Source organism: Rhizobium sp. 62_C5_N11_2 (genome assembly GCF_051811185.1).
Lineage (GTDB): Bacteria > Pseudomonadota > Alphaproteobacteria > Rhizobiales > Rhizobiaceae > Rhizobium > Rhizobium leguminosarum.
The window spans coordinates 1648433-1673370 of sequence record NZ_JBPWPW010000001.1; the positions used below are offsets into that span (position 1 = coordinate 1648433).

The 24938-nt window shown below is 60.2% G+C and carries 23 protein-coding genes; 9 read left to right on the forward strand and 14 right to left on the reverse strand.

What is annotated here, in order from left to right; all coding sequences use genetic code 11:
- Positions 1-7: 7 nt before the first annotated feature.
- From AB8B31_RS08380 to AB8B31_RS08390, 3 genes are all read left to right on the forward strand, one after another.
- Positions 8-1840, forward strand: coding sequence for a TRAP transporter large permease (locus AB8B31_RS08380; protein WP_018241755.1), 1833 nt, complete (start codon positions 8-10; stop codon positions 1838-1840).
- 13 nt (positions 1841-1853) lie between these two features.
- Positions 1854-2852 (forward strand): TRAP transporter substrate-binding protein, encoded by a 999-nt coding sequence (locus AB8B31_RS08385; RefSeq protein WP_018241756.1) that lies wholly within the window; start codon positions 1854-1856, stop codon positions 2850-2852.
- 291 nt (positions 2853-3143) lie between these two features.
- The gene (locus tag AB8B31_RS08390; protein WP_018241757.1) at positions 3144-3803 is read left to right on the forward strand and encodes a peroxiredoxin; all 660 of its coding nucleotides are present in this window, start codon (positions 3144-3146) and stop codon (positions 3801-3803) included.
- A gap of 103 nt (positions 3804-3906) precedes the next feature.
- Here the strand turns inward: AB8B31_RS08390 and AB8B31_RS08395 are convergent, their stop codons facing one another.
- Together AB8B31_RS08395 and AB8B31_RS08400 are read right to left on the reverse strand one after the other, a co-directional pair.
- On the reverse strand, positions 3907-4677 hold the full coding sequence (locus tag AB8B31_RS08395) for a gamma-glutamyl-gamma-aminobutyrate hydrolase family protein (protein ID WP_018241758.1): 771 nt from the start codon (positions 4675-4677) through the stop codon (positions 3907-3909).
- 174 nt (positions 4678-4851) lie between these two features.
- On the reverse strand, positions 4852-5574 hold the full coding sequence (locus tag AB8B31_RS08400) for a glutathione binding-like protein (RefSeq protein ID WP_018241759.1): 723 nt from the start codon (positions 5572-5574) through the stop codon (positions 4852-4854).
- A gap of 171 nt (positions 5575-5745) precedes the next feature.
- Here AB8B31_RS08400 and AB8B31_RS08405 point away from each other — a divergent pair, with 171 nt between their 5' ends.
- Both AB8B31_RS08405 and AB8B31_RS08410 read left to right on the forward strand, forming a co-directional pair.
- Positions 5746-6738 (forward strand): lytic transglycosylase domain-containing protein, encoded by a 993-nt coding sequence (locus AB8B31_RS08405; RefSeq protein WP_205928198.1) that lies wholly within the window; start codon positions 5746-5748, stop codon positions 6736-6738.
- Between the two features lie 80 nt (positions 6739-6818).
- A complete protein-coding gene (locus tag AB8B31_RS08410; RefSeq protein ID WP_018241761.1) occupies positions 6819-7775 on the forward strand; it encodes an NAD-dependent epimerase/dehydratase family protein in 957 nt (318 codons plus the stop codon).
- 20 nt (positions 7776-7795) lie between these two features.
- Here AB8B31_RS08410 and AB8B31_RS08415 read toward each other — a convergent pair whose 3' ends face one another.
- From AB8B31_RS08415 to AB8B31_RS08440, 6 genes are all read right to left on the reverse strand, one after another.
- Positions 7796-9061: a glycerate kinase type-2 family protein gene (locus AB8B31_RS08415; protein ID WP_018241762.1), complete on the reverse strand. Its 1266-nt coding sequence runs from the start codon at positions 9059-9061 to the stop codon at positions 7796-7798.
- Positions 9062-9221: 160 nt separating this feature from the next.
- On the reverse strand, positions 9222-10619 hold the full coding sequence (locus AB8B31_RS08420; protein WP_018241763.1) for a dipeptidase: 1398 nt from the start codon (positions 10617-10619) through the stop codon (positions 9222-9224).
- Positions 10620-10636: 17 nt separating this feature from the next.
- Complete coding sequence (locus tag AB8B31_RS08425; protein ID WP_018241764.1) at positions 10637-11695, reverse strand: ABC transporter ATP-binding protein; 1059 nt, start codon at positions 11693-11695, stop codon at positions 10637-10639.
- A gap of 7 nt (positions 11696-11702) precedes the next feature.
- Positions 11703-12494 (reverse strand): ABC transporter permease, encoded by a 792-nt coding sequence (locus AB8B31_RS08430; protein WP_018241765.1) that lies wholly within the window; start codon positions 12492-12494, stop codon positions 11703-11705.
- Positions 12491-13315: an ABC transporter permease gene (locus AB8B31_RS08435; RefSeq protein ID WP_018241766.1), complete on the reverse strand. Its 825-nt coding sequence runs from the start codon at positions 13313-13315 to the stop codon at positions 12491-12493. Before AB8B31_RS08435 ends, AB8B31_RS08430 begins: the two co-directional genes overlap by 4 nt.
- A 133-nt stretch (positions 13316-13448) precedes the next feature.
- Positions 13449-14489: an ABC transporter substrate-binding protein gene (locus AB8B31_RS08440; RefSeq protein WP_166480296.1), complete on the reverse strand. Its 1041-nt coding sequence runs from the start codon at positions 14487-14489 to the stop codon at positions 13449-13451.
- 271 nt (positions 14490-14760) lie between these two features.
- Here AB8B31_RS08440 and AB8B31_RS08445 point away from each other — a divergent pair, with 271 nt between their 5' ends.
- Together AB8B31_RS08445 and AB8B31_RS08450 are read left to right on the forward strand one after the other, a co-directional pair.
- Positions 14761-16638 carry an adenine deaminase gene (locus AB8B31_RS08445; protein ID WP_245268225.1) on the forward strand — a complete coding sequence of 626 codons (1878 nt, stop codon included), beginning with the start codon at positions 14761-14763 and terminating at the stop codon, positions 16636-16638.
- 109 nt (positions 16639-16747) lie between these two features.
- Complete coding sequence (locus tag AB8B31_RS08450; RefSeq protein WP_018241769.1) at positions 16748-17047, forward strand: DUF6074 family protein; 300 nt, start codon at positions 16748-16750, stop codon at positions 17045-17047.
- Positions 17048-17083: 36 nt separating this feature from the next.
- Here the strand turns inward: AB8B31_RS08450 and AB8B31_RS08455 are convergent, their stop codons facing one another.
- Complete coding sequence (locus AB8B31_RS08455; RefSeq protein ID WP_018241770.1) at positions 17084-18175, reverse strand: extracellular catalytic domain type 1 short-chain-length polyhydroxyalkanoate depolymerase; 1092 nt, start codon at positions 18173-18175, stop codon at positions 17084-17086.
- A 288-nt stretch (positions 18176-18463) separates the two neighbouring features.
- Here AB8B31_RS08455 and AB8B31_RS08460 point away from each other — a divergent pair, with 288 nt between their 5' ends.
- Positions 18464-18871, forward strand: a complete 408-nt coding sequence (locus AB8B31_RS08460; RefSeq protein WP_018241771.1) for a low affinity iron permease family protein — start codon at positions 18464-18466, stop codon at positions 18869-18871.
- Here AB8B31_RS08460 and AB8B31_RS08465 read toward each other — a convergent pair.
- The 4 genes from AB8B31_RS08465 to AB8B31_RS08480 form a co-directional block, all read right to left on the reverse strand.
- Complete coding sequence (locus AB8B31_RS08465; protein WP_018241772.1) at positions 18868-19227, reverse strand: low affinity iron permease family protein; 360 nt, start codon at positions 19225-19227, stop codon at positions 18868-18870. The two genes, AB8B31_RS08460 and AB8B31_RS08465, sit on opposite strands and share 4 nt — an antisense overlap.
- Positions 19228-19348: 121 nt before the next feature.
- A protein-coding gene (locus AB8B31_RS08470) for an IS3 family transposase (protein WP_370090368.1) occupies positions 19349-20715 on the reverse strand; the annotation gives its coding sequence in 2 pieces (ribosomal slippage) (positions 19349-20238 and positions 20238-20715; 1368 coding nt in all).
- Between the two features lie 103 nt (positions 20716-20818).
- Positions 20819-22936, reverse strand: a complete 2118-nt coding sequence (locus AB8B31_RS08475) for a catalase (protein WP_018241774.1) — start codon at positions 22934-22936, stop codon at positions 20819-20821.
- Between the two features lie 189 nt (positions 22937-23125).
- Entirely contained in the window at positions 23126-24022 is an 897-nt protein-coding gene (locus tag AB8B31_RS08480; protein ID WP_018241775.1) for a hypothetical protein, read from the reverse strand.
- 335 nt (positions 24023-24357) lie between these two features.
- On the opposite strand from AB8B31_RS08480, the gene AB8B31_RS08485 reads away from it, so the two are divergent.
- Positions 24358-24537, forward strand: coding sequence for a hypothetical protein (locus tag AB8B31_RS08485; RefSeq protein ID WP_018241777.1), 180 nt, complete (start codon positions 24358-24360; stop codon positions 24535-24537).
- A 71-nt stretch (positions 24538-24608) separates the two neighbouring features.
- On the opposite strand, the gene AB8B31_RS08490 is transcribed toward AB8B31_RS08485, so the two are convergent.
- Positions 24609-24938: a hypothetical protein gene (locus AB8B31_RS08490; protein WP_131586057.1), complete on the reverse strand. Its 330-nt coding sequence runs from the start codon at positions 24936-24938 to the stop codon at positions 24609-24611.

Genomic DNA, 24938 nt, shown 5'->3' on the forward strand with positions numbered 1-24938 from the left:
AAGTTTCGTGGCCACCAGTGAATTTCATCCGATCGAACAGGCCGCTCCGGACACCGGGGTGGCAGCGCGCCTGCTGCGGGCGATCGAGGCGATTCTCGGCATTGCCGCGGCACTTGTTCTCGCCGTGCTGCTTTTTATGGTGCTCGTCACAGTCTGCCTGCGCTATTTCTTCAGCGCCGGCTTCATCGGTGCCGAGGATCTCGGCATCTGGCTGCATGTCGGCCTGATCGCCCTTGGCGCGCCGCTCAGCCTCAACAGCGCGCTTGCCATGCGCCTCGACGTTTTCGTCAGGATACTGCCGGAAGGCCTGCAGAAGGTCTCGCGGATCGGCGCCGATGTCTTCACCGTGCTCTCGGCGCTGATCCTGAGTTTTGGCGGCAGCGAGATCATGACGATGCTCGGCGGTGTCTCGCCGACGCTCGGCGTGCCGGAATGGATCCGCTTCGGCTTCCTCGGCGCCGGCGGCGCGCTGATCCTCGTCGTGCTGCTTCTGCAGCGCATCGCCGAAGGCAAGCTCCTGCCGGCTGCTCTCTCGCTTGCCGTGGGGGTCGCGCTCTATGCCGGTATCCCGCATGTCGCGCTCGATCTCGACTGGCCGCCGAGCATCTTCCTCGGACTTATTGCGGCAATCGGTCTCGTGCTTGCTGCGCCGCTGCCGCACGCCTTTCTTGCCGCAGCCTATGTCGTCATCGCCTTCGGCAGCAGCCTGCCGGAGCCGGCGATCGTTTCCGCGACCGTCACCGGCATCTCGAAATTCCTGCTGCTCGCCATTCCCTTCTTCCTGCTTGCCGGCGGCCTGCTGACGGCCTCCGGCGTCGCCAACCAGCTCGTGCGCTTCGCCGCCGCCATGGTCGGCCATCGCCGGGCAGGGCTGGCGCAGACGACGCTCTTGACCAGCGTCCTTTTTTCCGGCGCCTCCGGCTCGTCGGTCGCAAATGCCGCTTTCGGCGCGTCGACCTTCCAGCCCGAACTGGTCAAACACGGCTATCGGCCGGCGCAGGCGGCGGCGATCATCGCCTCGACATCGGTTCTCGACAACGTCATCCCGCCGTCGATCGCATTTCTCATCCTTGCGACGGCGACCAATCTTTCCGTCGGCTCGCTGCTCGTCGGCGGTTTCTTTGCCGGCGGGCTGATGGCCATATGCCTGGCAGTCGCCATCCATCTGACGGTCAGCGAACAAGTGCCTTTGCCGCGCGCAAACGCGAGACAGCGCTGGCAATCGGCAGTCCAGGCTATCCCAGCCTTCGGGCTCGGCATCATCGTCGTCGTCGGCATCCGCATCGGCATCGTCACGACCACGGAAGCGGCTGCGCTTGCTGCTTTCTACACGCTGCTGCTCGGCATCGGCGCGCGGCTCGGCATTCTCTCGCTCTATGCCGCCTTTCGCCAGGCAGCAGTTGAAGCGGCGGCAATCGGTCTCCTCATCGGCACAGCCGGCCCCTTTGCCTTCCTGCTGGCTGTCGACGACGTGTCCGGGCTGATCTCGCATCTGACGACGGCACTCGGCGGCAGCGCGCTTGCGGTCATCCTGCTGTCGAACGTCATCCTGCTGGTTGTCGGCCTTGTTCTCGATATCGGCGCTGCGATCCTGCTGTTCGGCCCGATCCTGCTGCCGGCAGCTGTTGCCGCCGGCATCGATCCCATTCAGTTCGGGGTGATCATCGTCGTCAACCTGATGATCCACGGACTGACGCCGCCGCTTGGCATGCTGATCTTCGTCGTCAGCGGCGTCACGCGCATTCCCGCCTCGGAACTCTTCCGGGCGGTGGTTCCCTATCTGCTCGCTCTCCTGGTCTCGCTCGCAATCCTTTGCGCCTGGGCCATCATCTTCTCGTAAACAGGACAACCCCATGGATAATTTCAATCGACGCCATTTCCTGAAGACCGCTGCTCTCACCGGAACGGTGCTTGCAGCGCCCGCTTTCGTCCGCACCGCCGCCGCCCGCACGACGACGATCACGATCGCTTCGCTGCTCGGCGACGACAAGCCGGAAACGAAGATCTGGGTGAAGATCGGCGAACTGGTCGAAGCGAAGCTGCCGGGCCAGTTCAAGTTCAATATCGTCAGGAACGGTGCGCTCGGCGGCGAGAAGGAGGTGGCCGAGGGCGTGCGCCTCGGCTCCATCCAGGCCAGTCTCTCGACGGTCTCGTCGCTTTCCGGCTGGGCACCGGAACTGCAGATCCTCGATCTGCCCTTCCTCTTCCGCGATGCCGACCACGTGCGCCGGACCGTTGGTGGTGATGTCGGCGCCGATCTCAAGCAGAAACTGCAGGCGCAGAATTTCGTCGTCGGCGATTTCATCAATTACGGCGCCCGCCATCTCCTGACCAAGGAACCGGTGACGCGGCCGGAGCAGCTCAAGGGTAAGCGCATCCGTGTCATCCAGAGCCCGCTGCACACCAAGCTCTGGAGCGCATTCGGCACGACGCCGATCGGCATTCCGATCACCGAGACCTATAATGCGCTCGCAACCGGTGTCGCCGACGCGATGGATCTGACCAAATCGGCCTATGCCGGCTTCAAGCTCTATGAGGTCGTGCCCGATATGACCGAGACCGGCCACATCTGGGCATCCGGCGTCATCTATTATGCCTCGACCTTCTGGGCCGGCCTCAACGACGAGCAGAAGGCGGTGTTCCAGCAGGCTTCCAGCGAAGGGGCCGCCTATTTCAACCAGCTGATCGTCGACGACGAAGCCAAATCTGTTGAGACGGCGCTTGGCCATGGCGGAAAGCTCTTGAAGCCGGAAGCCTTCGAGGAATGGCAGAAGGGCGCCCAGGGTGTGTGGGACGATTTCGCACCTGTTGTCGGTGGCATCGACAGGATCAAATCCGTCCAGGCCGCCTGAGCAAGAGGCAGGGCGGTTCGCCTGCAGCTTTTGACGGGACCGATGGAAAACCATCGGTCTCTTCATCGCGCGCACTTGCCGGAAAAATAATGCCGGAGCAGGCCGGAAATCGAAAGAGCATGCCTTCGGTGATCGTGATATATAACTTACTAAAATCCAGGAATGGGAAGTCTTTACCTTCGGCCGGTGCGATCCTGTTGACCGCAATCTCTCGACCGCTTCCGGCGGACGGATCCCATGGCCTCGATTTGAGACCAAAAACATTGAACACAAGGCTTTGGAGGGCCGACCATGAGCTTACGCATCAACGATATTGCCCCCGATTTTACCGCCGACACCACCCAGGGACCGATCAGCTTCCATGAGTGGATCGGCAACGGCTGGGCCGTCCTGTTCTCGCATCCGAAGAATTTCACGCCGGTTTGCACGACCGAGCTCGGCGCCATGGCCGGCCTTGCGGGGGAGTTTACCAAGCGTGGCGCCAAGATCATCGGAATCTCCGTCGATCCTGTGGAAAGCCATGCCAAGTGGAAGAACGACATCAAGACCGCCACCGGCTTCGACGTTGAATATCCCCTGATCGGTGACAAGGACCTCAAAGTCGCCAAGCTTTACGACATGCTGCCGGCCGGCGCCGGCGAGAGCTCGGAAGGCCGCACGCCTGCCGACAACGCGACGGTGCGTTCGGTCTTCATCATCGGTCCCGATAAGAAGATCAAGCTGATCCTGACCTATCCGATGACGACGGGCCGCAATTTCAATGAGATCCTGCGCGCTATCGATTCCATCCAGCTGACGGCCAAGCACCAGGTGGCCACACCGGCGAACTGGAACCAGGGTGATGACGTCATCATCACTGCCGCGGTGTCCAACGAAGACGCGATCACGCGTTTCGGCGCCTTCGATACGGTTCTGCCCTATCTCAGGAAGACCAAGCAGCCGACGGCCTGATCCCGGCTCTCGAACCTCTACAAGCCGTCGCGAAAACATCTTCGCGGCGGCTTTTCTTTGTGGTGCTGATAGCGGTGAAGTGTCGGCCGTAACCGATCGAACCTTAGGTGATGGCTTTGCGGGCTCTCACCGCGTCGCCGAATGCCTGAAACAGCGCACGATTCACAGGGTTGGTTTGGGGATCGTATTCGGCGTGCCATTGCACGCCGAGCGCAAATCCCGGCGCGTCTTTGAACCGTATCGCCTCGATCGTCCCGTCCTCGGCAATTCCTTCGGCAACGACCCTCTCGCCAAGTTCGAGGATGCCCTGTCCATGTAGCGAGTTCACCCGGATCGTCTCTCGGCCGAGAATGCGCGCAAACATCCCGTCCTGGATAAGTCGAACATCGTGACGATCGCCGAAAACGATGGCGGGGTCGGGATGGATTTCGCCGGTCTCCAGGCGCGGCATTCGGTGGTTCATGCGTCCTGGCAATTCCCGGATTTCAGGATGCAACGAGCCGCCGGCGGCGACGTTCATTTCCTGAAAACCGCGGCATATACCGAAAACAGGAACGCCTTGCGCAACACAGGCTTCAATCAATGGTAGCGCCAGCCCGTCACGATCTTCATCGTAAGGTTCGTGCTTGGGATCAGGCACCATGTTGAAGCGGCTGGGATGGACATTAGCTCTGGCGCCCGTCAGCAGAATGCCGTCGACGACAGCCAGCAGATCCGCGATATCGGCTAGTTTAGGATTGCCGGCAAACATCAGCGGCAAGGCTTCGGCAACATCGGCCACTGCTCGCAGATTATTTTCTCCGACAAGCTGGGCCGCAAAGCGGCTTTCGACGATGCGGGCGTTCCCGATGATGCCGATTACAGGTCTCGTCATTGCTGGCCACACCCCAAGTCGCAACGCCAGCTGCTGCCCAAACCGTCAAGATCCGCGGGCAGGTGATCTGCAACGACGCGAAGCGGGAACCGGCCTTTGGCTGGCTGCGGGCCCGGTTGTCACTATGGATATCCTTTGCCGCAATGACGGTGCAAGAGCTATCGCAGCCGATGCTCAATCCGGAACGGGAAGGGCGCGCTGGTTGTAGAGGATCTTGCGGATGCGCGCCTGCTCCTCTTCGGAGAGCTTACTGTTGTCGGTGCCAAGATCGGCGCCGACCGCCAGGCCGCGTTGGACACCAGGCCGTGCGCCGACCTCCTCGAACCATCGCTTGAAATGCTTGAACTCGTCGATGTCCTGACCCTGTGCCTGCCAGTTGACGGTCCAGGGATAGCTGACGATATCGGCGATGGTGAATTCCTCACCGGCCAGATAGCGCCGGTCGCGAAGCCGCATGTTGAGAACGCCGTAGAGGCGGTTGGCTTCGTCCGTGAAGCGCCGCACCGCATAGGACTGGTCGCCTTCGCGATCGCCAAGGCGACGGAAATGACCGGCTTCGCCGAGTTTCGGCCCCTGGTTCGCCATCTGCCAGATCACCCATTGCGTGACCTCGTATTTGCCGCGCAGATCCTGCGGCCAGAATTTACCGGTCTTCTCGGCGAGATAGAAGAGGATCGCGCCGGATTCGAACACGCTCAACGGACCGTCGCCATCGGCAGGCTCGTGATCGACGATGGCCGGCATGCGGTGATTGGGGTTGAGTTTGAGATAATCAGGTTTGAATTGGTCGCCCCGGCCGATATTGACCGGCACCAGCCGGTAGGGCGTGCCGGTTTCCTCCAGGAAGATCGAAACCTTCTTGCCGTTCGGCGTCGGCCAGTAGTGGAGATCAATCATCTGCTTATCCTCGTTCGCTTAGATAGTCCTGGTGAAGAGGATGACGCTGCGACCGTGGCAGGTCGAATATATCTGTTCCAAAATTGCTGGCGAAATTAGAAACCTGGTGCAGAGAGGGAAATGGGGGAAGCTTCCTACCCGTATCGATGGTATTGAGAATTCAGCGTCGCGATGGAAGTTCGAACCCGCCGAGATCCGATGATAGGCCGGAAATGTCAGTCCGACATGGGGAGGAGATCGGCGAAAGCCATGCTTTCGCTCTGCCTTCTGTTTTCCCAACTAGACACGGTAAGGGCCCAGCCGGAAGGAAGCGCTGGGGCGCCGGCCTGTCTCTATTCGGGGACTTCGGCGTCGGAATCGGGTGAGACGCTTTGCATCCGTAAGGACAGTTTCAATCGAGACCTTTGCGTCGCGATCGAGCATTTCGCCAGCGCCAATCAATTGCCGCCGGATTATTTCGCCCGTCTCATCTGGCGGGAAAGCACCTTTCGCCCCGATGCAGTCAGCTTCAAAGGAGCGCAGGGCATTGCGCAGTTCATGCCCGGAACGGCGAAACTGCGCGGTCTTGAAGACAGCTACCAGGTGTTGGAAGCCCTGCGGAAATCGGCTCAATATCTCGACGAATTGCGCAATCGTTTCGGCAATCTCGGCCTTGCCGCCGCCGCCTATAATGCTGGCGAAAACGGACTTTCCTCTTACCTAACGTCAGGGAGATTACCTTACGAGACACGCGGTTACGTCCTGGCAATCACCGCGCATACCATCGAGGAATGGAAGGATAATCCTCCGGAAGATGCGGCTGCCCCGCTCGACAAGGACAAGTCCTTCCTCGATGCTTGCGTGGCGCTTGCGGAGAGACGGACGTTGAAGGACACGCCCTGGCGTCAGGAGGGTGAATGGGCGCCCTGGGGCGTCCAACTTGCGGCGAATGCGAATGTCGCGGTAGTCAGGCGCATGTTTCTCGATGCAGTGCAGGATCTGCCCGCGCCCCTGAATGCGGAGCAGCCGCTGATCCTGCGCCAGCGCGATCGCAGCTTTGGTTTTCGCCCGCGTTATGCTGCCCGCATCGGCCGGCAGACACGCCTGGAAGCCAACGACCTCTGCAACCAGATCCGCAAACAGGGCGGCACCTGCCTTGTTTTCAGGAATAGCAGGCCTGGTTGAGCCGAATTGATCACGAAAAGTCTGCTTGCAGGATCAGCTAAGCGCAGCGTATTCGACACGGGAATGCAAAGGGAGGAGCGATGATGCGGGTTTTGGTAATCGGGGCAACGGGCCATGTCGGAACCTATCTCGTTCCCCGTCTGGTGGAAGCCTGCCACGACGTCGTTACGATCAGCCGCGGCACGGCAAAGCCTTATACGGCAAACCACGCCTGGGCTGCCGTCGATCAGCGTCAGATGGATCGGACAGCCATGGAGCGGACGGGTGATTTCGGCCCGGCCGTGCGTGGTGTGAAAGCCGATATCGTCATCGACATGATCTGCTTCTCGCTGGAAAGTGCCGAGCACCTGGTGACGGCGCTGTCGGGGCATGTCGGTCATTTCCTGCATACCGGCACGATCTGGACGCACGGCCAGCCGACAGCCGTGCCGACACTGGAAGAGGCGCCGAAATTTCCCTTCGGCGAGTACGGCACGCAGAAGGCGGCGATCGAAACCTATCTGCTGCAGCAGGCAAGGCTGCGCGGATTTCCGGCAACCATCATCCATCCCGGCCATATTGTTGGTCCCGGCTGGGCGCCGCTCAATCCGGCCGGCAATTTCAACCTGCAGGTCTTTTCGACCCTTGCCCGCGGAGAGGTCCTGGCGCTGCCCAATTTCGGCCTTGAGACCGTTCATCACGTCCATGCCGATGACGTGGCGGCGATGTTCATGGATGCGATCGCCAACTGGAATGCGTCGACGGGCGAAAGTTTCCACGCGGTTTCGGAGCAGGCATTGACCCTTCGCGGCTATGCCGAATCAATGTCTCACTGGTTCGGGCACGAGCCGAAGCTCAGCTTCGCGCCATTCGACGCCTGGGCCGAAGGTCAAACGGCTGAGGATGCGCAGGCGACCTGGGAGCATATTGCCCGCAGCCCGAATTGCTCGATCGCCAAAGCGAGGCGCCTGCTGGGTTACATCCCAAGATACACATCCCTGCAGGCGGTGCAGGAATCGGTCAGCTGGCTGGTCGGGCAGGGGCGGATCAAGACCTGATCCGCCATCGCCGCCGGATCCTAACGGATCAGAATAGCCCTGAAATCATTGACGTTGGTTCCGGTCGGGCCGGTTTCGAAGAGATCACTGGTGGTCGCAAAGCCCGAATAGCTGTCATTGCCGTCGAGCAGCCGGCGCGGATCGAGCCCGGCGGCGCGAAGGCGCCTTGCCGTGCCGCCATCGGCAAAAGCGCCGGCATTGTCCTCCGAGCCGTCGATCCCGTCCGTGTCGGCGGCGAGGATATGAATGCCCTCCTGCCCGTCGATCGCAAGCGCTATGGCGAGCGCGAATTCGCCATTGCGTCCGCCCTTGCCGCCCTTGGCTCTCAGCGTCACCGTCGTCTCGCCGCCGGAAAGGATGACGACCGGCTTGGAAAACGGCCTGTTGCGGCCCGATACCTCGCGGGCAATCGCCGCATGCACCAGCGCCACGTCGCGCGATTCCCCCTCGATCGCATCCGAAAGGATCGCCGGCTCGATCCCCTGCGACTTCGCCAGTGCGGCTGCCGCATCCAGCGAAACGCCGGCGGAGGCGATGATGTGATGCGCGTGCCGTAGGAAGACCGGATCGTCGGGCCGCGGTGCATCGGCCTTCGGAGAGTTCAGATGGTCGAATGCGGCCTGCGGCAGCTGCAATCCGTATTGCCTGATGATCTCGAGCGCATCGTGCCGTGTCGAACCATCAGGGACCGTCGGCCCGGAGGCGACATGGGCCGGGTTGTCGCCGGGAATATCGGAGACGATCAGACTGACGACCCTCGCTTTGGTCGCTGCTGCAAGTCTTCCGCCCTTGATGGTGGAGAGATGCTTGCGCACGACATTCATTGCCGAAATCGGTGCGCCCGAGGCAAGCAGCATTTCGTTGAGCGCAATCTCATCTTCAAGGGTCAGCCCGTCCGGCGGGGCGGGCAGCAGCGCCGAGCCACCGCCGCAGATCAGCGCGATCACCAGATCGTCTTCCGTCAGCCCGTTCACCGTCTCCATCAGCCGCTTTGCGGCGGTAAGGCCAGCCGCATCCGGCACCGGATGGGCGGCCTCGAAGATCTCGATGCCGCGTGTCTCGCAGCCATAGCCGTAGCGGGTGACCACCAGACCCTCGAGCGCTCCGTCCCAGACGCTTTCGAGCGCCCGCGCCATCTGCGCCGCGCCCTTGCCGGCGCCGATCACCACGGTCCTTCCCTTCGGCCTATCAGGCAGGTTCGCCTTGATGCCAGTCAGCGGATCGGCGGCGCGAACCGCCGCGTCGAACAGGCTTTTCAGAAAATCGCGGGGAGCTGATATCGTCATCGGTGGTCTCTGCTGCCTCGGTGTCGATGTGGGATTGTCCGTTATTCTCGGCCTGCAGGATCAGCAGGGTGCGCTGGCCGCACCATAGCCTACGGCATAATTCCTCAAATCGGAATCGATCGAAGGATAAAATTATGCAGCAATTCAAAGTGCTACAGCGTCAGTCGGCGAGGGCCGCCAGGATCCGGACCCAGGATCGTATGCCTTTATGAAAACTGGAGAGATCGTATTTTTCGTTCGGGCTGTGGACGCGGTTGTCGAAGCGGGCGAAGCCGACCAGGAGGGCATCGCATCCGAGCCGGCGTTTGAAGTCGCCGACGATGGGGATCGAGCCTCCGGTGCCGGCAAGGGCAGCTTCGCATTGCCATTCCGTCGAAAGCGCCTGAAGCGTCCTGGTGAGAAACGGACTGTCGATCGGCATGACGGTTGCCGGCGAAAACCCGTAATCCCTGAAGCTGACCGAACAATCCCTAGGGATACGTGCGCGCACGTGCCGCTGGAAGGCATCACGGATCGTCTGAGGATCTTGACCTTCAACCAGGCGAAACGAAATCTTGGCGCTTGCCTTCGCCGGAATGACGGTCTTGAAGCCTTCGCCTGTATAGCCGCCACTCATGCCGTTGATTTCGCAACTCGGCCGCGCCCAGATCTGTTCGAGGACGGAACGGCCTGCCTCGCCGGCCGGATCTCTCAGGCCGATATCGCCGAGAAAGGCCTCCTCGTCGAAGGGCAGTCTTTTCCACAGCGCCTTGATGGCGTCGGGGAGCTCTTTCACGCCATCATAAAAACCCTCGACCGCGACGCCGCCATCGGCTCGCCGTAGGCTCGAAACCACGTCTGACAGCACCTGAAGCGGATTGCGCGCGGCATTGCCGAACATGCCGGAATGCAGGTCTAGATCGGCGCAGGTGACCTCGATTTCCGTGGTGTAGATACCGCGCAGCATCGTCGTGACGGCAGGCGTTTCGCGATCCCACATATCCGTGTCGCAGACGAAAACCGCATCGGCCTTCAACTCGTCTGCCGTGGCATCCAGAAAGGGTGCGAGGCTCGGGCTGCCGGCCTCTTCCTCGCCTTCGAACAGCATGCTCACCTGCACGGGCAGTTTTCCGGTGACGCTCTTCCATGCACGGCAGGCTTCGACGAAGGTCATCAGCTGTCCCTTGTCGTCGGATGCGCCGCGCGCCACGATCGCGGTATCGCCGTTCGGCAAGGCTTCCATGCGGGGCTCGAACGGATCGCTCGTCCACAGCGCCAGCGGATCGACCGGCTGGACATCGTAATGGCCGTAAAATAGCAGATGCGGTCCGGACGCCGCCTTTTCATGGGCGACGACCATCGGATGCCCGGTCGTTTTACGCACCGATGCTTCGAAGCCGATCGCAGCCAGATCCCGGCTCAGCCATTCGGCAGCAGTGCGGCAGTGATCGCGATAGGCCGGGTCGGTCGAGACGCTCGGAATGCGGATCAGCTCGAAAAGCCGCGCCAGGCTACCATCGAGGCTTTGGTCCACATGGGCAAGAACGGCATCGATATCTTGATCCATGGCACTAGTCATCGTCTCTCCTCAGCGTTTCAATCTTCCGGATCGAGAATGCAGCATTGCTCGGCGAGCGGTATCAGCACGGCGGACGACCCCGTTTCCAGCGGGTCGGACAAAGCCCCATTGGCGGTGATCTCTCCCGCTGATGTCGTGCATTTGTACTGATAGGCCCGGCCAAGATAGGTGCGCGTGCCGAGCACGGCCGCGATGCCACCACCGTCACGGCTGACGGCAAGACCGTCTGCGCGGCAGGCCAGCACGAAGTCGTCCTTGATCGGTCCGAACGTTTCCTGTGACAGCTGCAGCCGCGCTCCGCCGGTCGTCTCGGCCATCACAAGCGCGCCGTTGCGCGCGGTCACCTTCATGCGGATCAGGTTCTCGAATCCGACGAAGCGGGCGACGAAAGCGTTGGCCGGCTGGCGATACAGCACCTCCGGCGCGTCGAGCTGCATGATGCGCCCGGCATTCATGATCGCCACCCTGTCGGAGATCGAGAATGCCTCCTCCTGGTCGTGGGTGACGTAAAGCGATGTCGTGCCGTTGGCGCGCTGGAGCTGCCTGATCTCGACGCGCATGTCGATCCTGAGCTTTGCATCCAGATTGGAAAGCGGCTCGTCGAACATCAGAAGCGGCGGCTCGATGACCAGTGCCCGGGCGAGAGCCACGCGCTGTTTCTGGCCGCCTGACAGGGCCGACGGCAGCCGGTCGGCGAAGGCCGAAAGGCCGACGCGGTCCAGCATGGCCATCGTTCTTTTCGCCCGTTCCGGCTGGGGAATACGACGCTGCCTCAGGCCGAAGGCAACATTGTCCTGGACGCTCAGATGAGGAAAAAGCGCGTAGTTCTGAAAGACCAGGCCGATGTCGCGCGCATATGCGGGTAGGCCGGTGAGGTCGCGCTCGCCGAGCTTGATGCTGCCGCTGCTCGGCTGCAGAAAACCGGCGACGAGGCGCAATGTCGTCGTCTTTCCGCAGCCGCTGGAGCCGAGCAGGGACACCAGCTCCCCGGCCATGACTGAGATCGACAGGTCCTTAAGCACCTGGGTACTGCCGTAATGGGCGGAGATGGAATCGATGGTGAGGGATACGGTCAAGAGCGTTCTACTTTGTCAGGAAGGTAAGGCCGAGCGTGGCCTCGACGACGGCCATGACGCCGACTGTCACGAACATCAGCAACACCGATACCGATGCGATCGTCGGGTCGAAGAACTGTTCCATATGCGCAAGGATCTGGATCGGCAGCGTCGAGATGCCCGGCCCGGTCAGGAAGACCGAAACCGACACGTCGTTGATCGAGGTGATGAAGGCGAGGATGAAGGCGGCAATGACCCCGGCCCGAATATTCGGCAGGACCACGGTCAGGAAGGTTTTCAGCGGCGGGCAACCCAGGCTGATCGCCGCCTCCTCGACGGAAAAATCGAAGGCCGCCAGGCTGGCGCCGACGACGCGCACCGAATAGGGCAGGATCAGCAACGCATGGCCGACCAGCAGGCTGATGAAGATCGGAAGCCCGAGGCCAATTGTGACCGATTTCATCAGCGAAAATCCGAAGACGATCTCCGGCACCAGGATCGGCAGGACGAAAATGGTGGAAAGCCAGCGCGGCAATTCCACCCGGTAGCGGTTGATCGCATAGGCCGCCGGGACACCGATCAGCAGGGACAGCGCCGTACCGAAAAAGGCGACCTGCAGGCTGGTCAGCGCGGTCGTGCGGAAGGCCTCGATCTCGAAGATATTGACGAACCAGCGCAATGTCAGGCCCTGCGGCGGGAAGGTCAGATAGGTCGTGTCGCTGAAGGCCGCACCCACGATGATGACCAGCGGTGCGAGCAGGAAGAAGAAAACGCAGGCCGCAAAGGCGGCGAGGATCGGGTGAACGCGCCTGTCCATCATACCGCCATCGGATTGAGCCGGCGTGCGATGCGGCTCATGATGAGGACGACGCCGAGCGTCAGCACCACCATGATGGCGGCGATCGTCGATGCGCCCACCCAATCGAAGGTCACCATGGCGCGCTGGTAGAGGAAGGTCCCCATCATCATCTGCTTTTCTCCGCCGAGCAGTTGCGGTGTCGCATAGGAGGTGAAGCTGCCGGTGAAGACCAGGACCGCGCCGACGATGAGGCCGGGTGTCGCGAGCGGCAGGATCACCTGAAAGAATGTCATCAGTGGTCTCGCGCCGAGCGAGGCGGAGGCGTCGATCAGATCGCGCGGGATGCCTTCAAGCACCCCGACCAGCGTCAGGATCATCAGGGGAACGAAGAGATAGACCATGGCGACGATGACCGAGCCTTCGGTATAGAGCATCGAAAGCGGCTCCCCGATAATGCCGGTCGAGATCAGCATGGCATTCAGGATGCCATTCTTCCCGAGAATGATCAGCCATGCGAAGGATCGGACGACGACACCCGTCAGCAGCGGAAAAACCGCTGCGATGATCATGATGCTCTTTGCGCGACCGGGCATTTGCGCGATCACATAGGCGGTGATGAAGCCCACAGTGAGCGAAATCGCCGTCGTGACCAGGGCGACCTCCAGCGTCCGATAAAGAACCGCCCGGCGAAAACCGCTGCTGAAGAATGTCACATAGGGCGCAAACACGCCCTTCGGCTCCGCGAACGTTGCCGCGATGGTGATGGCGACGGGAACGATGAGAAGCACAACGACGGCAATCGTCGCCGGCATCGTCAATCCCCACCTGGCAAAATGCTTCATCTTAAAACTCGTGGCATGTCCTGATATCACGAGCGCCGCATTTCGGATTCGGACGTGCGGCGCTTCCATGTCTGGCCTAGGTCTGGCCCAGGTCAGGCAATAAACCGGCCTCAGGCCGAGAATATCGCGCAGCTTACTGACCGAAGACTTCGTTCCACCGGTCGATCCAGTCGGCCTTGGCAGCATTCATCTTGGCATAGTCGATGCGGGTAAGGCCTGCCACCATATCCGGGCCATAGGTCCAGATCTTCGCCTGGTCCGGCGTCAGGCTGACCTTTGTCGAGATCGGCGCGTCGACGCCTTGTTCGGCTTCAGCCTGCTGGACTTCTTTGGACAGGATGAAGTTGATGAACTGATGGGCGAGTTCGACATTTTCGGAACCCTTCGGGATGTTCACGGTGTTCAGCGTCGCGATGTCGCCGTCCTTGAGCTTGGCCCATGTCATCGTCGGAACGGCCGCCTGCATCGATGCCAGGGTAAAGTCCTGGGCCAGCGCAACGCGAACTTCGCCTGTTGATATCAGGTTCACCAGCTCCGAGCCGGTGTTGTAGTTCTTGACGACATTGGGCTTGAGTGCCTCGATTTCCGCAAAGGCCTTGTCGGCGTCTTCATAGGCATCCGCACCGCCATGCTTGCCGGCTTCCAGCACGACCAGCGGGCCGGCCGTAGTGGTGATTCCGGGCAAGGAGACGGAGCTTTTCAGATCTTCGCGCCACAGGTCGCCCCAGGCGGTGATCGGTGGGTTGACCTTGGCGGAGTCATAGACAATGCCGACGCGTCCGATCGTGTAGGCAGGCCCGTATTTGCCCTGAGGCGCCTTGCCCAGCTCGTAGATATCAGCGAGGTTGGGGACCTTCGACGCATCGATTTCCTGGAACAATCCCTGTTCGATGCCGAGCTGCGAGAAGCTGTCTGTGAGATAGATGACATCGACGCCCTTGCCGTCGCGCAGTTTCAGCTTGTTGAGCCGGTCGGCATTGTTACCTGTCTCGAACACGATCTCGCAGCCGCAGATCTTCTTGAAGGGCGTGATGATGTTCGCATTCATCTTCTCGCCATTATAGCCCCACCAGGAGATGGTCAGAGTCTTCGATTGCGCATGTGCCGCAACGGTGCTGCCGACGGCGGCAAGCAGCGCTAGAGACAGGATTCGGGCAAAACGTCTGGCCTTCATGAGCAATGTCCTTCTGTGAAAAACGGATTTGATAATCGGGATCAACCCCCTGGATTTGAGGGATACTATTTTTTGATCGGTCAGGTCGCAAGCTCAATAATTGAGCAAATACGCTCTTATGCGGGGAATTTTCCCAGACCGATCCCGTCAGTAACTCCCGGTTGCCGACGCCTTGTCGCCGCTCACAAAACGTGTGGTTCGTCAGCGCTTTACACATCCGGGTGTGGTCTTTACGGTCCGGCGGTTCCAGCTTCTCACGGGCATTTCATTCATGGCCACTTCGCGCACTGCTCTTCCAGATGATCTGCTAATCAACGCGTCCGACGAGGTGCTGACGCGCCAGGATCTGGTGCTGACGGCGCTCGGACGCCGACCCGCCGACAGGCTGTTGCGCGTGGGCAGGTTGCTCGATGTCCACACCAGGACATGGCTCGACGATCAGGAGATCGTCATCAAGGGCCGCCGCATCGCCTATGTCGGCCCCGCCGGCAGTTACGCAGGCGAGGTGAGCGAGCGCTTATCCGAGCCGGATCTTGCGGCCGTGCCGGGCTTCGGCGAGGCGCATAAACATATCGAAAGCTCCCACCTGACGCCCGAATGGGAGGCGGCTCTGGTGATGCCGCATGGCGTGACCTGGACCTGCGAGGCGAGCCACGAGTTTTCCAACGTCAACGGTGCCCGCAATCTGGAATTCTGGCTGGAAGCGCGCCGGCGCGGATCGCCGATGAAGATCTTTCCCCTGCCTGGCTCCGCCGTGCCTCCGACCGCCTATGAATGGGGTGGCGGCTGGTTCGGTTACGATGAGCAGAAGGCCTTCCTTTCCGAAAGCCTGATGGTCGCCGGGCTCGACGAGGTCATGGACTGGCCGTCCATATCCGATCCCGGCAATCCTTCCTACGATCGGCTATGGGGCATGATCGGCGCGACCTTTGAGCAGCGCGGCGTGGTCGAAGGCCACGGCGCCGGGCTGCGCGACATGGCCTCGATCAATGCCTTCGCCGCAGCGGGTCTCGCTTCGGATCACGAAGGCTGGTTTCTCGATGAGATCTGGCAGAAACTTCTCCACGGTCTTTTCATCGAGCTCAGGCCGCATTCCCTGCCGGAGGTGATCCGCGGCCTGATCGACAAGGGGCTGACGGACTGGTCGCAGATCGCTCTGGTGACCGACGACCGCAGCGCCTCCGACACACTGAAAATCGGCGCGACCGATCACAATGTCCGGCTCGCCATTGAAAACGGCCTTGCGCCGGAGATCGCCATCCAGTGCGTCACCCTTAATCCAGCACGCCATATGCGGCTGACGCCGTGGGTCGGATCGATCGCGCCGGGCCGTTTCGCCGATTTCGTTCTTCTCAGCGACGTCGCCAGCCTGTCGATCGAAAAAGTATGGGCGGACGGGCGTCCTGTGTCCGAGGGTGCGACATTCCTTGGCGTGCGTCCTGAAATCGATTGGCCGCAATGGGCGACGCGCACCGTGAAAATAGACAGGACGGTCACGGCTGACGATTTCCGTATCGAGGCGCCGCCGAACCGGACCACGGTCAACGCAGCACTTTTGCGGCCGTTTCACTGGCACGACGATTTCATCACCATGGAATTGCCGGTGGAGGACGGCGCCGTACAGCGGGATCCCGCGCGCAATGTCACCAAATTCTCTATTGTCGACCGGTTTTCAGGGGAGGCCAAGGTCTCCAGGATGTTCTGGCTGGGCACCGGACCGCGCACGCCGGAGACGGCGCTCGCCTCCACACTCGGGCACGACAAGCATAATATCTGGACGGTCGGCTCATCGGACGAGGCGATGGCGATGGCCGTGAATGCCCTGAACGAACAGCAGGGCGGCTGGGCGCTGGTATCCGGCGGCAAGATTCTCGCTCGTGTCCGCTACGAGGTCGGTGGTCTGATGACGGCGCGTTCGGCTGAAGCGCTGGATGCGGAGATGCAGGCGCTTTATGCGGCCGGCGCCGGGATCGACTGGATGTACGAGCCGACCTTCTCACCTCGATGGTGGCCGGGATTTCCCGAACGCCTGTCATTTGCGACGCTGACCTGCTCGCCCTGGCGCTGGGTCCTGGTCGCGCCGTCGGAGCTGGCGCGGGAGGGGTTCGTGAACGTGCTCACCGGCAAAACCCATCCGATCGTCTGGTGACGTAGTGGCCCGCCAAAATTCCACCTGATTGATCTTCTTACTGCAGCAAATAGAAAGCGTTAACCATAGTCTCGTAGACAACGAACAGGATCAAAGGAACCTGTGTTCGATGGCTACTGAAATGACCCGCCGGCCTGCCGGCGCCAATGAAGGCAGAATTATTGCCTTTCCTGCTGGAACCGGAACTGCGAATATTGAGCGTTGCGCTCGCGAACTCGGCCGCCGGCATGGCGCAGATGCGATAGAATTCTGGAAGGCCGAATGCCGCAGGCTTGCCGATCAGCTTCTGGCGGCCGGGATACCGGAGAGCGATGTCGGTCAGCGGGTGCTGCAGTTTCAGCAAGATGTCCAGAGCGAACTGGTCTTCAGCCATCAAAACGGACCACTGCCCAAGTCTCAAAACCGATAGCGGCAATCTCGCCGATGGCCGTCGTGTGCCTTGCGACTACCGCATTAGCCCGGCGGACCGGAGGGCGTCTTCAATGATTTTTTGAATGCCGCCACGATCGCTGCCCGTGCCAAATGGATCTGCAGCGTTTTCCGGTTGCGTAGCAGGGGCTTTCGTGTTGCGCCGTTTTTCAAATGAGGGCACCAGACCCCAGGACCTGGCAATTTCGACGGTCGAGGAAATTCCGACGTCAAGCATGAAGGGGCCGCTTGCCCCGTAGCCGGTGCCGACATCGAGAGGCGTGCCGTGACCCATTCCGGCAATCGTATAGAGCTCGATCACTTCGACACCATGAGCATCAGTCCAGACCTTTCGCTGATGTCGTCCGATATCTTCGACGCGCCCCGGCGATGCGTCGACGCCGTGGATATTTTTCCATTGCTCCACGATCGCATTCGCATTGGATGGCACGACGGTGCTGTCTGCTGTTCCCTGCCATATTGCTAATGTCGGCCATCGGCCCTTGTGTCCTGAAGCGTTTCTCAACCGCCGTTCCAGCTCTTTGGCAGTCGGGCCGCCATGGCCGCGCATTCGGTCGAACGCCTCGGGAATGGTTGCAGCACTTGCATATGGCAGGCCGGCAATGATCGCGCCACCCGCAAAAACCTCGGGATAGGTGGCAAGCATGGCGGCGGTCATGGCGCCGCCGGCCGAAAGCCCGGTCACGAACACGCGCCTGCTGTCGATACCGTGTTCCGTAACGACCTTTGCGATCATCTGGCGAATGGAAAAGACCTCGCCGTGATCCCGGCGAATGTCCTCCGGGTTGAACCAATTGAAGCAGAGATTTGCATTGTTTGCCCTTCGCTGCTCGGGAAACAGCAGCGCGAAGCCATAGTCCTCGGCCAATCCAGACCAGCCGGATCCGATATCATACCCGGCGGCAGTCTGGGTACAGCCGTGCAGGACAACGACCAGAGCCATATCTTTCCCGCGCTTCGACGGCAAATAGGTGTAGCCCCCCAAGGCGCCTGGGTTTGAGCCAAATGCGTCCAAGGCGACGAGATCGGGGCTGCCCTGCGTGGGTTGGGCGCGAAGGGTTCCTCGCAGCGCAGCAAGGCGTGCGAGGGTGTCTGACATAGATCTCATGAAAGTCTCCGCCAATCAGCAGCCGGGATGGCGGTGATGCTGAACTAAACGCGTCAGTCTACGAAATGGTTGCTGCGGTGCACAATATTTTTCAAGCCACCGGGCTTCTCAATGCATGGACACTTTTCTCATCAGACATCCAGCTTAGCGGCAGTCTTCTCCATGGTGCAAGCAGATGGGCGTCCGACCTCTGGATTGACATCGGCGGCGCCAGGAACTTCGGCCCGGATGTGGAGTTGATGTTGTCGATTGACAGCATTGACGCTGCGACCCAACGAGGCTTTTCAGATGTCGAACAAATCCAACTTCTTCTCTTCCTTTGCTACCGCCGTCGCCGATCTCTCGGGAAAGCCGTTCACCTTCGTAGCGGCTTTGGCGCTCGTGCTTGTCTGGGCGGTTTCCGGCCCTTTTTTCGGCTATTCCGAAACCTGGCAACTTGTGATCAACACCACCACCACGATCATTACCTTCTTGATGGTGTTCGTGTTGCAGAACAGCCAGAACCGTGACGGCAAGGCTCTGCAGGCCAAACTTGACGAACTCATCCTGACGAGTCAGGCGGCCAACAAGTTTGTCGGCATCGAAAAGCTGGAGGAGGGCGAACTCAGGGAAATGAGCAAGACCCTTGCCGAGAAAGCCGAATGCGTCGAGGAAAAGGCGGATGAGAAATCTGCCGCAGAGGCAGCGTCCGCCTAATTCGCCGTCTTTGAAATTTGGTCGTGGTGTTGCCGGCGCATTCCCTCGATTGCCTCGGCGTTTTTCTTCTCGACCGCAATCCAGTGGTTTCCTGCCTTGCTTGATCGGATCAGTTCGTCGAGCTTGGCATGCAGTGCCATTATGTCCCGATTTTGGGAGTTCTGCACCAGCAGCAAAATGAAAAATATAATGAGGGTACCGATCATGTTGGTCAGCAGAAACCACCCGCGTGGAAAGGAGAAGCTGAGACCGACTGCCGTCCATATGACTGCGAATGCGACCAGCGTGACAGGGACCACAGGATGCCCTGCCCATGAGACGGCCCAGTCAGAGATCTGTCGAAAGCGCCAGCGCATACGGCTCTCCACAGCGTAAAACGGAAGACGGAGAGGCTTCCATCACCTCGCCAGAATAGATAGGGCGCCGCAAACGACATAAAACCCGCGTTTCTGAACTGACCCCAATAAGTTGGACGGTTTAAAGGCTGGTTAGATTTAAGGGCTGAGTTCTGTATTGCACAGGGCTCAGCCCTTTGAGTTTCAACTTGATGCGCTGATGATTGTAGTAGTGGATGTAGTCGTCGATGCCGTCTTTCAGGCTTTTGATGCTGACGAAGCGATTGGGATGAAAGAGCTCGGATTTAAGAGTGGCAAAGAAGCTTTCCATGGCGGCGTTGTCGAGGCAATTGCCTTTGCGTGACATGCTCTGGGCGATGCCGCATTTTTGAAGCTGTCGCTGATAGGCTGGCATCTGGTAGTGCCATCCCTGATCGGAGTGCAGGATCGGCTTGTCATTGCTCCCCAGCCGGCTCAAGGCTTTGTTCAACATGCTTTCCACCAGTTTGAAGACCGGCCTTGTGGTCGTCTCGTAGGCGATGATCTCGCCATTGTAGAGGTCCATGACCGGCGAGAGATAGAGCTTCTCGCCGGCGACCTTGAACTCGGTGACGTCGGTGACCCATTTCTGATTGGCTGCCTGCGCAGTGAACTGCCGTTTGACGAGGTCGGGGGCTGTGCGCCCGACGTCACCTTTGTAGGAGCGGTATTTCTTCGGCCGTACCAGCGATTTCAATCCCATCTCGACCATCAGGCGCTGGACCGTCTTATGATTGACCGTCTGCCCGAGCTGGCGGATCGCCGCCGTCACCCGGCGATAGCCGTAGCAGCCCTTGTGAGCCTCGAAGATGGCTTTGATCCTGTCCTTGAGCGCAGCATGCCTGTCGGCCAGCTGCGACATCCTTTGCCGGTAGTAGAACGTGCTGCGGGAAAGGCCCGAAAGCTTCAGCACGTCGTCAAGCGGATAGAGTGGCCTTAACGCCTGGACGACTTGCGCTTTTTGAGCGCTGGTTGCTTGCGCGTTAAGGCCTCGAGTTTTTTTAGGTAGTCGTTCTCCATGCGCAGATAGTTCAGTTCCGACAGCAGTTCTTCGCGGCTCTTCGCCTCGTCGCTCTGCAAAGCTTGCGGCTCCCGGGGGATCGGCGGCTCGGACATCGATCGGGGCCCTCCTTTGCGGCGTGAGGTCAGTGCATCAATCCCACCAGTCTCGTAGCGTCGCTCCCAATCCGAAAGGCAACCCTTATTGCGGATGTCGAACAGCGCCGCCGTCTGGCGGTAGGAGAGCCCATCCTTCCACATCCGCTGGAGAACCGATAGCTTGAATGCTGCATCGTAGTGGCTGAACTTCTTCGCAAGACCTGGAACCCCATGCGCCTCATAGCTTGCTACCCATTTGCGAACCGTCCCATGGTCTACCGCGAAGTGCGCGCCGACCTCCCGAGCACTACGCTCGCCCTTCTCATAAAACTCCACAACAGAAAGCTTAAAAGCCAGGCTGTGATTGGACATGCAAAACCCCCGAAGGTGGATGTCCAACTTTCGGGGGTCAGTTCATTCCGCGGGTTTTATTCTGACGACTAGCCATTCTCTCGCGGACATGAGGACGAGACGGTCAGTTCAATTTGACCGACGGCTCTCGGCCCCAGACCCGCAGTTTGCCAAGCGCCTGGATAAAAGCCGTGACGTCTTTTGCTGCTCCGAGCGCAATCACGCCCTCATCCAGTGAATCGGCAATTCCGGCCTTCTGCATGAGCGGCAGCGCTGTTTCCACATAGCCGATGAACTTGCAGTGTACGAAGGCGTCCGCCACGAAATCACGGGCCGTGGCCTCCTTCAGCAGATCGCCGGTTCCCTCGGCTGAGGGCAGGAGGGCGACGGCGTCGTAAAGCACCGAAGGTCCGCCGTCGATCATCTGATGTGCTTCGATCCAATTGCCGTCCGAGAGCGTCACGCCACCGATCTTCGGCGCGATCACTTCGAATGTTGCCTTCTGCTCGGTGATCTCGGCAAGCAGCGCCTTGAAGATAGCGGCATCGGTGCCCTCGCTGACAAGAATGCCGAGCTTGCGTCCTTCGAACCGCTTCGGACTGCGCTCGACGATGCTGAGCGCCGACGACGGCTCGAGATCCTGCCGCGTCGGCATGGCGGCATCGGCAGGCTTCGGCATCGATTTGAAGCCGAGTGCGTGGCCAACCTTGCTGGCCAGCGTCTCATCGATGTTCATCAGATGCGAGACCATACGCTCACGAATGACCGGCGTTTCGACCTTGCTCAGTTCGAAGATCAGCGCCGCAGCGATATGGCGTTGCTCGGGCGGAGTCTGGCTGATGTAGAACTGTCGCGCCTGGCTGTAATGATCGGCAAAGCTTTCCGGCCGCAGCCGAACCTTGGGACCCTGCTCCTCGGCCGGGAAGTGGCGATAGCCCTGAACCGGCGATTCCCGTGGCCCCTGATTCCAGGAATTCGGCTGGTAATTGACGCGTCCGACAGGATTGCGCATCGCCATATGACCATCCTGCTGGAAATTGTGGAAAGGACACTTCGGCGCGTTGATCGGCAGATGGGTAAAATTTGGGCCGCCCAGACGTTTCAACTGCGTGTCGAGATAGGAGAAATTTCGTCCCTGCAGCAGCGGATCGTTGCTGAAGTCGATACCGGGGGGAACATTCTGCGTCATGAAGGCGACCTGCTCGGTCTCCGCAAAAAAGTTCTCCGGCATGCGGTCGAGCACAAGACGGCCGATCGGTTTGACCGGAAGGATCTCCTCCGGAATGATCTTCGTCGGATCGAGAATGTCGAAGTCGAATGTGTCGGCGAAGTCCTGATCGAAAAGCTGCACGCAGAGCTCCCATTCCGGGAAGGCTCCCGACTGGATCGACTGCCAGAGGTCGCGGCGATGGAAATCCGGATCCGCTCCATTGATTTTGACTGCCTCGTTCCAGGCGACGGACTGCAGGCCGAGTTTCGGTTTCCAGTGGAATTTGACGAAGGTCGATTCATCCGCTGCGTTGACGAAGCGGAAGGTATGAACGCCGAAACCCTCCATGAACCGGAACGAGCGCGGAATGGCGCGGTCCGACATCACCCACATGATCATGTGCATGCTTTCGGGCGTGAGGGTGATGAAGTCCCAGAAATTGTCATGCGCCGACTGCGCCTGCGGAAATTGCCTGTCGGGTTCCGGCTTTACGGAATGAATAACGTCGGGAAATTTTATCGCGTCCTGAATGAAGAAAACGGGGATGTTGTTGCCGACCAGGTCCCAATTTCCCTGCTGGGTGTAGATCTTCACTGCGAAACCACGCACGTCGCGCGCCAGATCGAAGGAACCCTTGCTGCCGGCAACGGTCGAGAACCGGACGAAGGCCGGCGTCTTTTCGCCGGGCCGCTGGAAAAGATCGGCCCGGGTATAGGCGGCCAGGGATTCGTATGTTTCGAAGTAGCCATGGGCGCCGTAACCGCGCGCATGCACGACCCGCTCGGGAATGCGCTCGTGGTCGAAATGAAAGATCTTCTCACGGAAGTGGAAGTCGTCGATGAGGGCCGGGCCACGGGCGCCAACGCGAAGCGTATTCTGATCGTCGGAAACGGGGCCACCTTGCGCTGTGGTCAGCACCGGCATGCCGTCTTCGGCAAACTGATGAAGCTCGCCGCCTGCACCCCGGTGCACTTTCTGATCATGGATCGTTGCGTTGTCCGAGGGCGAGGTTTGAGAGGTCTTCTTGGCCATCTATATTCTCCGGAAAGGGTTTTACCTAACCGAAGCTCCCCAACGGCCACATGTTCCGCTCGATGCGAAATAAACCGCAACTGGGCAAGAGGCCACCTGGGGGCGGCCGATAGTCGAGCACGGGAGACCCGAGGCCCAACATAAAGGGGCGCGTGGCCTTTCGACCCTGCGCCCCGATTTCCGTCGATCTTAGATCCGGGAGGTAACGATGAGATCTTCCTCTTCGTCGCGCTGCGAACCGCCAAACGCTGCGGCGGCAGCAGCGATGAATGCCCCGATCAGAAGTGACAACGCGCCGAGCAATGCTGTGGTGGAGGCAGCCTTGCGTGCCTCATCGGCGGCTTTCTGGGCGGCGACCTTGGCGTCGTCGATGCGCTTCAGCACAGTGTCGACGCGGGTGCGTGCATCGGCCTCGGAAAGACCGGTGCGAGCAGAGACGATGGTGGCAAGATAGGCCTTGTCGTCATCCGGGATCTGGCCGGCGGCAGCACCGTTGAGGAGGATGCGGGAGACCTCAGCCGTTGCAGCAGCATCATCGGATGTTGCTCCTGCACGGGCCTGTTCAGGACGCAGCAAAGCGTCGGTAAAATAGGCGGTGGGCAGATCCGCGGCCGATGCCGTCGATGACGCCGCTGTACCTGCGGCGGTGGCGGCCGAACCCACGGCCTGTGCGCCCGCACCGGCAAGAGAGGTCAGCGACGAGGCTAGAAATCCGGCGACGAAAATCGTCGCCAGCGCCCAGCTGATGAAGCCATGCGCCGTGTCGCGGAAGAATACCTCGTCGGTGTGGACAGCCGCCCACTTCGTGCGCAGCCGGCCGGTGATATAGCCGCCGAGCCCGGAGGAGAGCCATTGCACGACAACGAGCCAGATCGCCGCCGTCACCCCGACCGTGCCGAGCGAGCTGCTTTGCCCCGACCAGGGCGACACCATCGTCAACCCAACCCCGGATCCAAGCAGCAAAAGAATGAGGGTCACGCCGATGGCAGCAGCGGCGCCTCCGAAGATGGGCCCCCATGTCATGGCGGATTTGGAGGATTCGACCGGAGTAGCAATCTCTCCGGAACCTGTCATTGAAACCGACATGATCCGTCCCTATCGCATAAACAGAGCAAGAAGGATGATGATCGGCAGTGGAACACCAAGCAGCCAAAGCAGAATACCGCGACCCATGAAAGACCTCCTGTCAGAAACTGACGTTACGTGGTTGATGCCACTCAACTTTGAACCACGGTCTTTGTTCCCGGCCGGTTTGGTCATCGACAATCTTCATGCGGAGCTAATCGAGATCGATAAGAATCTTGCGAGTTCGGAGCTGACGTCCGGCGAAGAGAGCGCCATATCTTGAGGGACAAGGTGATCCTGGCAGGAGAGAGCAGAAGCTCTCGTCACTCGGTCACAGCCAAACTGGAGAGGCATCGATGAAGAAATTTCGGGCATTTGTAGCAGCCGGGGCAATCAGTCTTGCCGCCATCATCTCGGCCTGCTCGACACCACCGAATTCCTATGGCACGGCATCAGGATATCAGCCGGGAGATTCAATGAACCCGGCCTGCGCCGATGGATTTCGACCCGGCGACGGTCGTTCGTGCAGCTACTAGAGGCGGTCGTCTCTTTGCCCGTACAAGCAAACGGGATCTGGCGGAGCGTCAGGCCGGCGTTCGGTAAGCCGTCATTTCCGTTTGATGGCAGCCCCTACGGCAGCGCCGATCGCGACACCGAATGTGATGCCGATCGCGGCGTCATCGAACCGTATCGGGCCGACTGCCGCGCCGATTCCGATTCCTATCGCCATACTGAGAGCCATGACCGTGATCTTATCCAGGTGCTGTGGCGAGAGTATGTGTTTCGCTGCATGACCGCGAGCTGCGGGCGTGGTCCGAGCGAGGCAAGCTGATGCTTTGAGCTGAACGGAAAAAGCGTCTATTGAAAGTTCAAGATATTTTTCGAAAATTGGCCAAGACGGCCCGACAGCGCGCCAGCCGGTTCTATTGACGGCCAA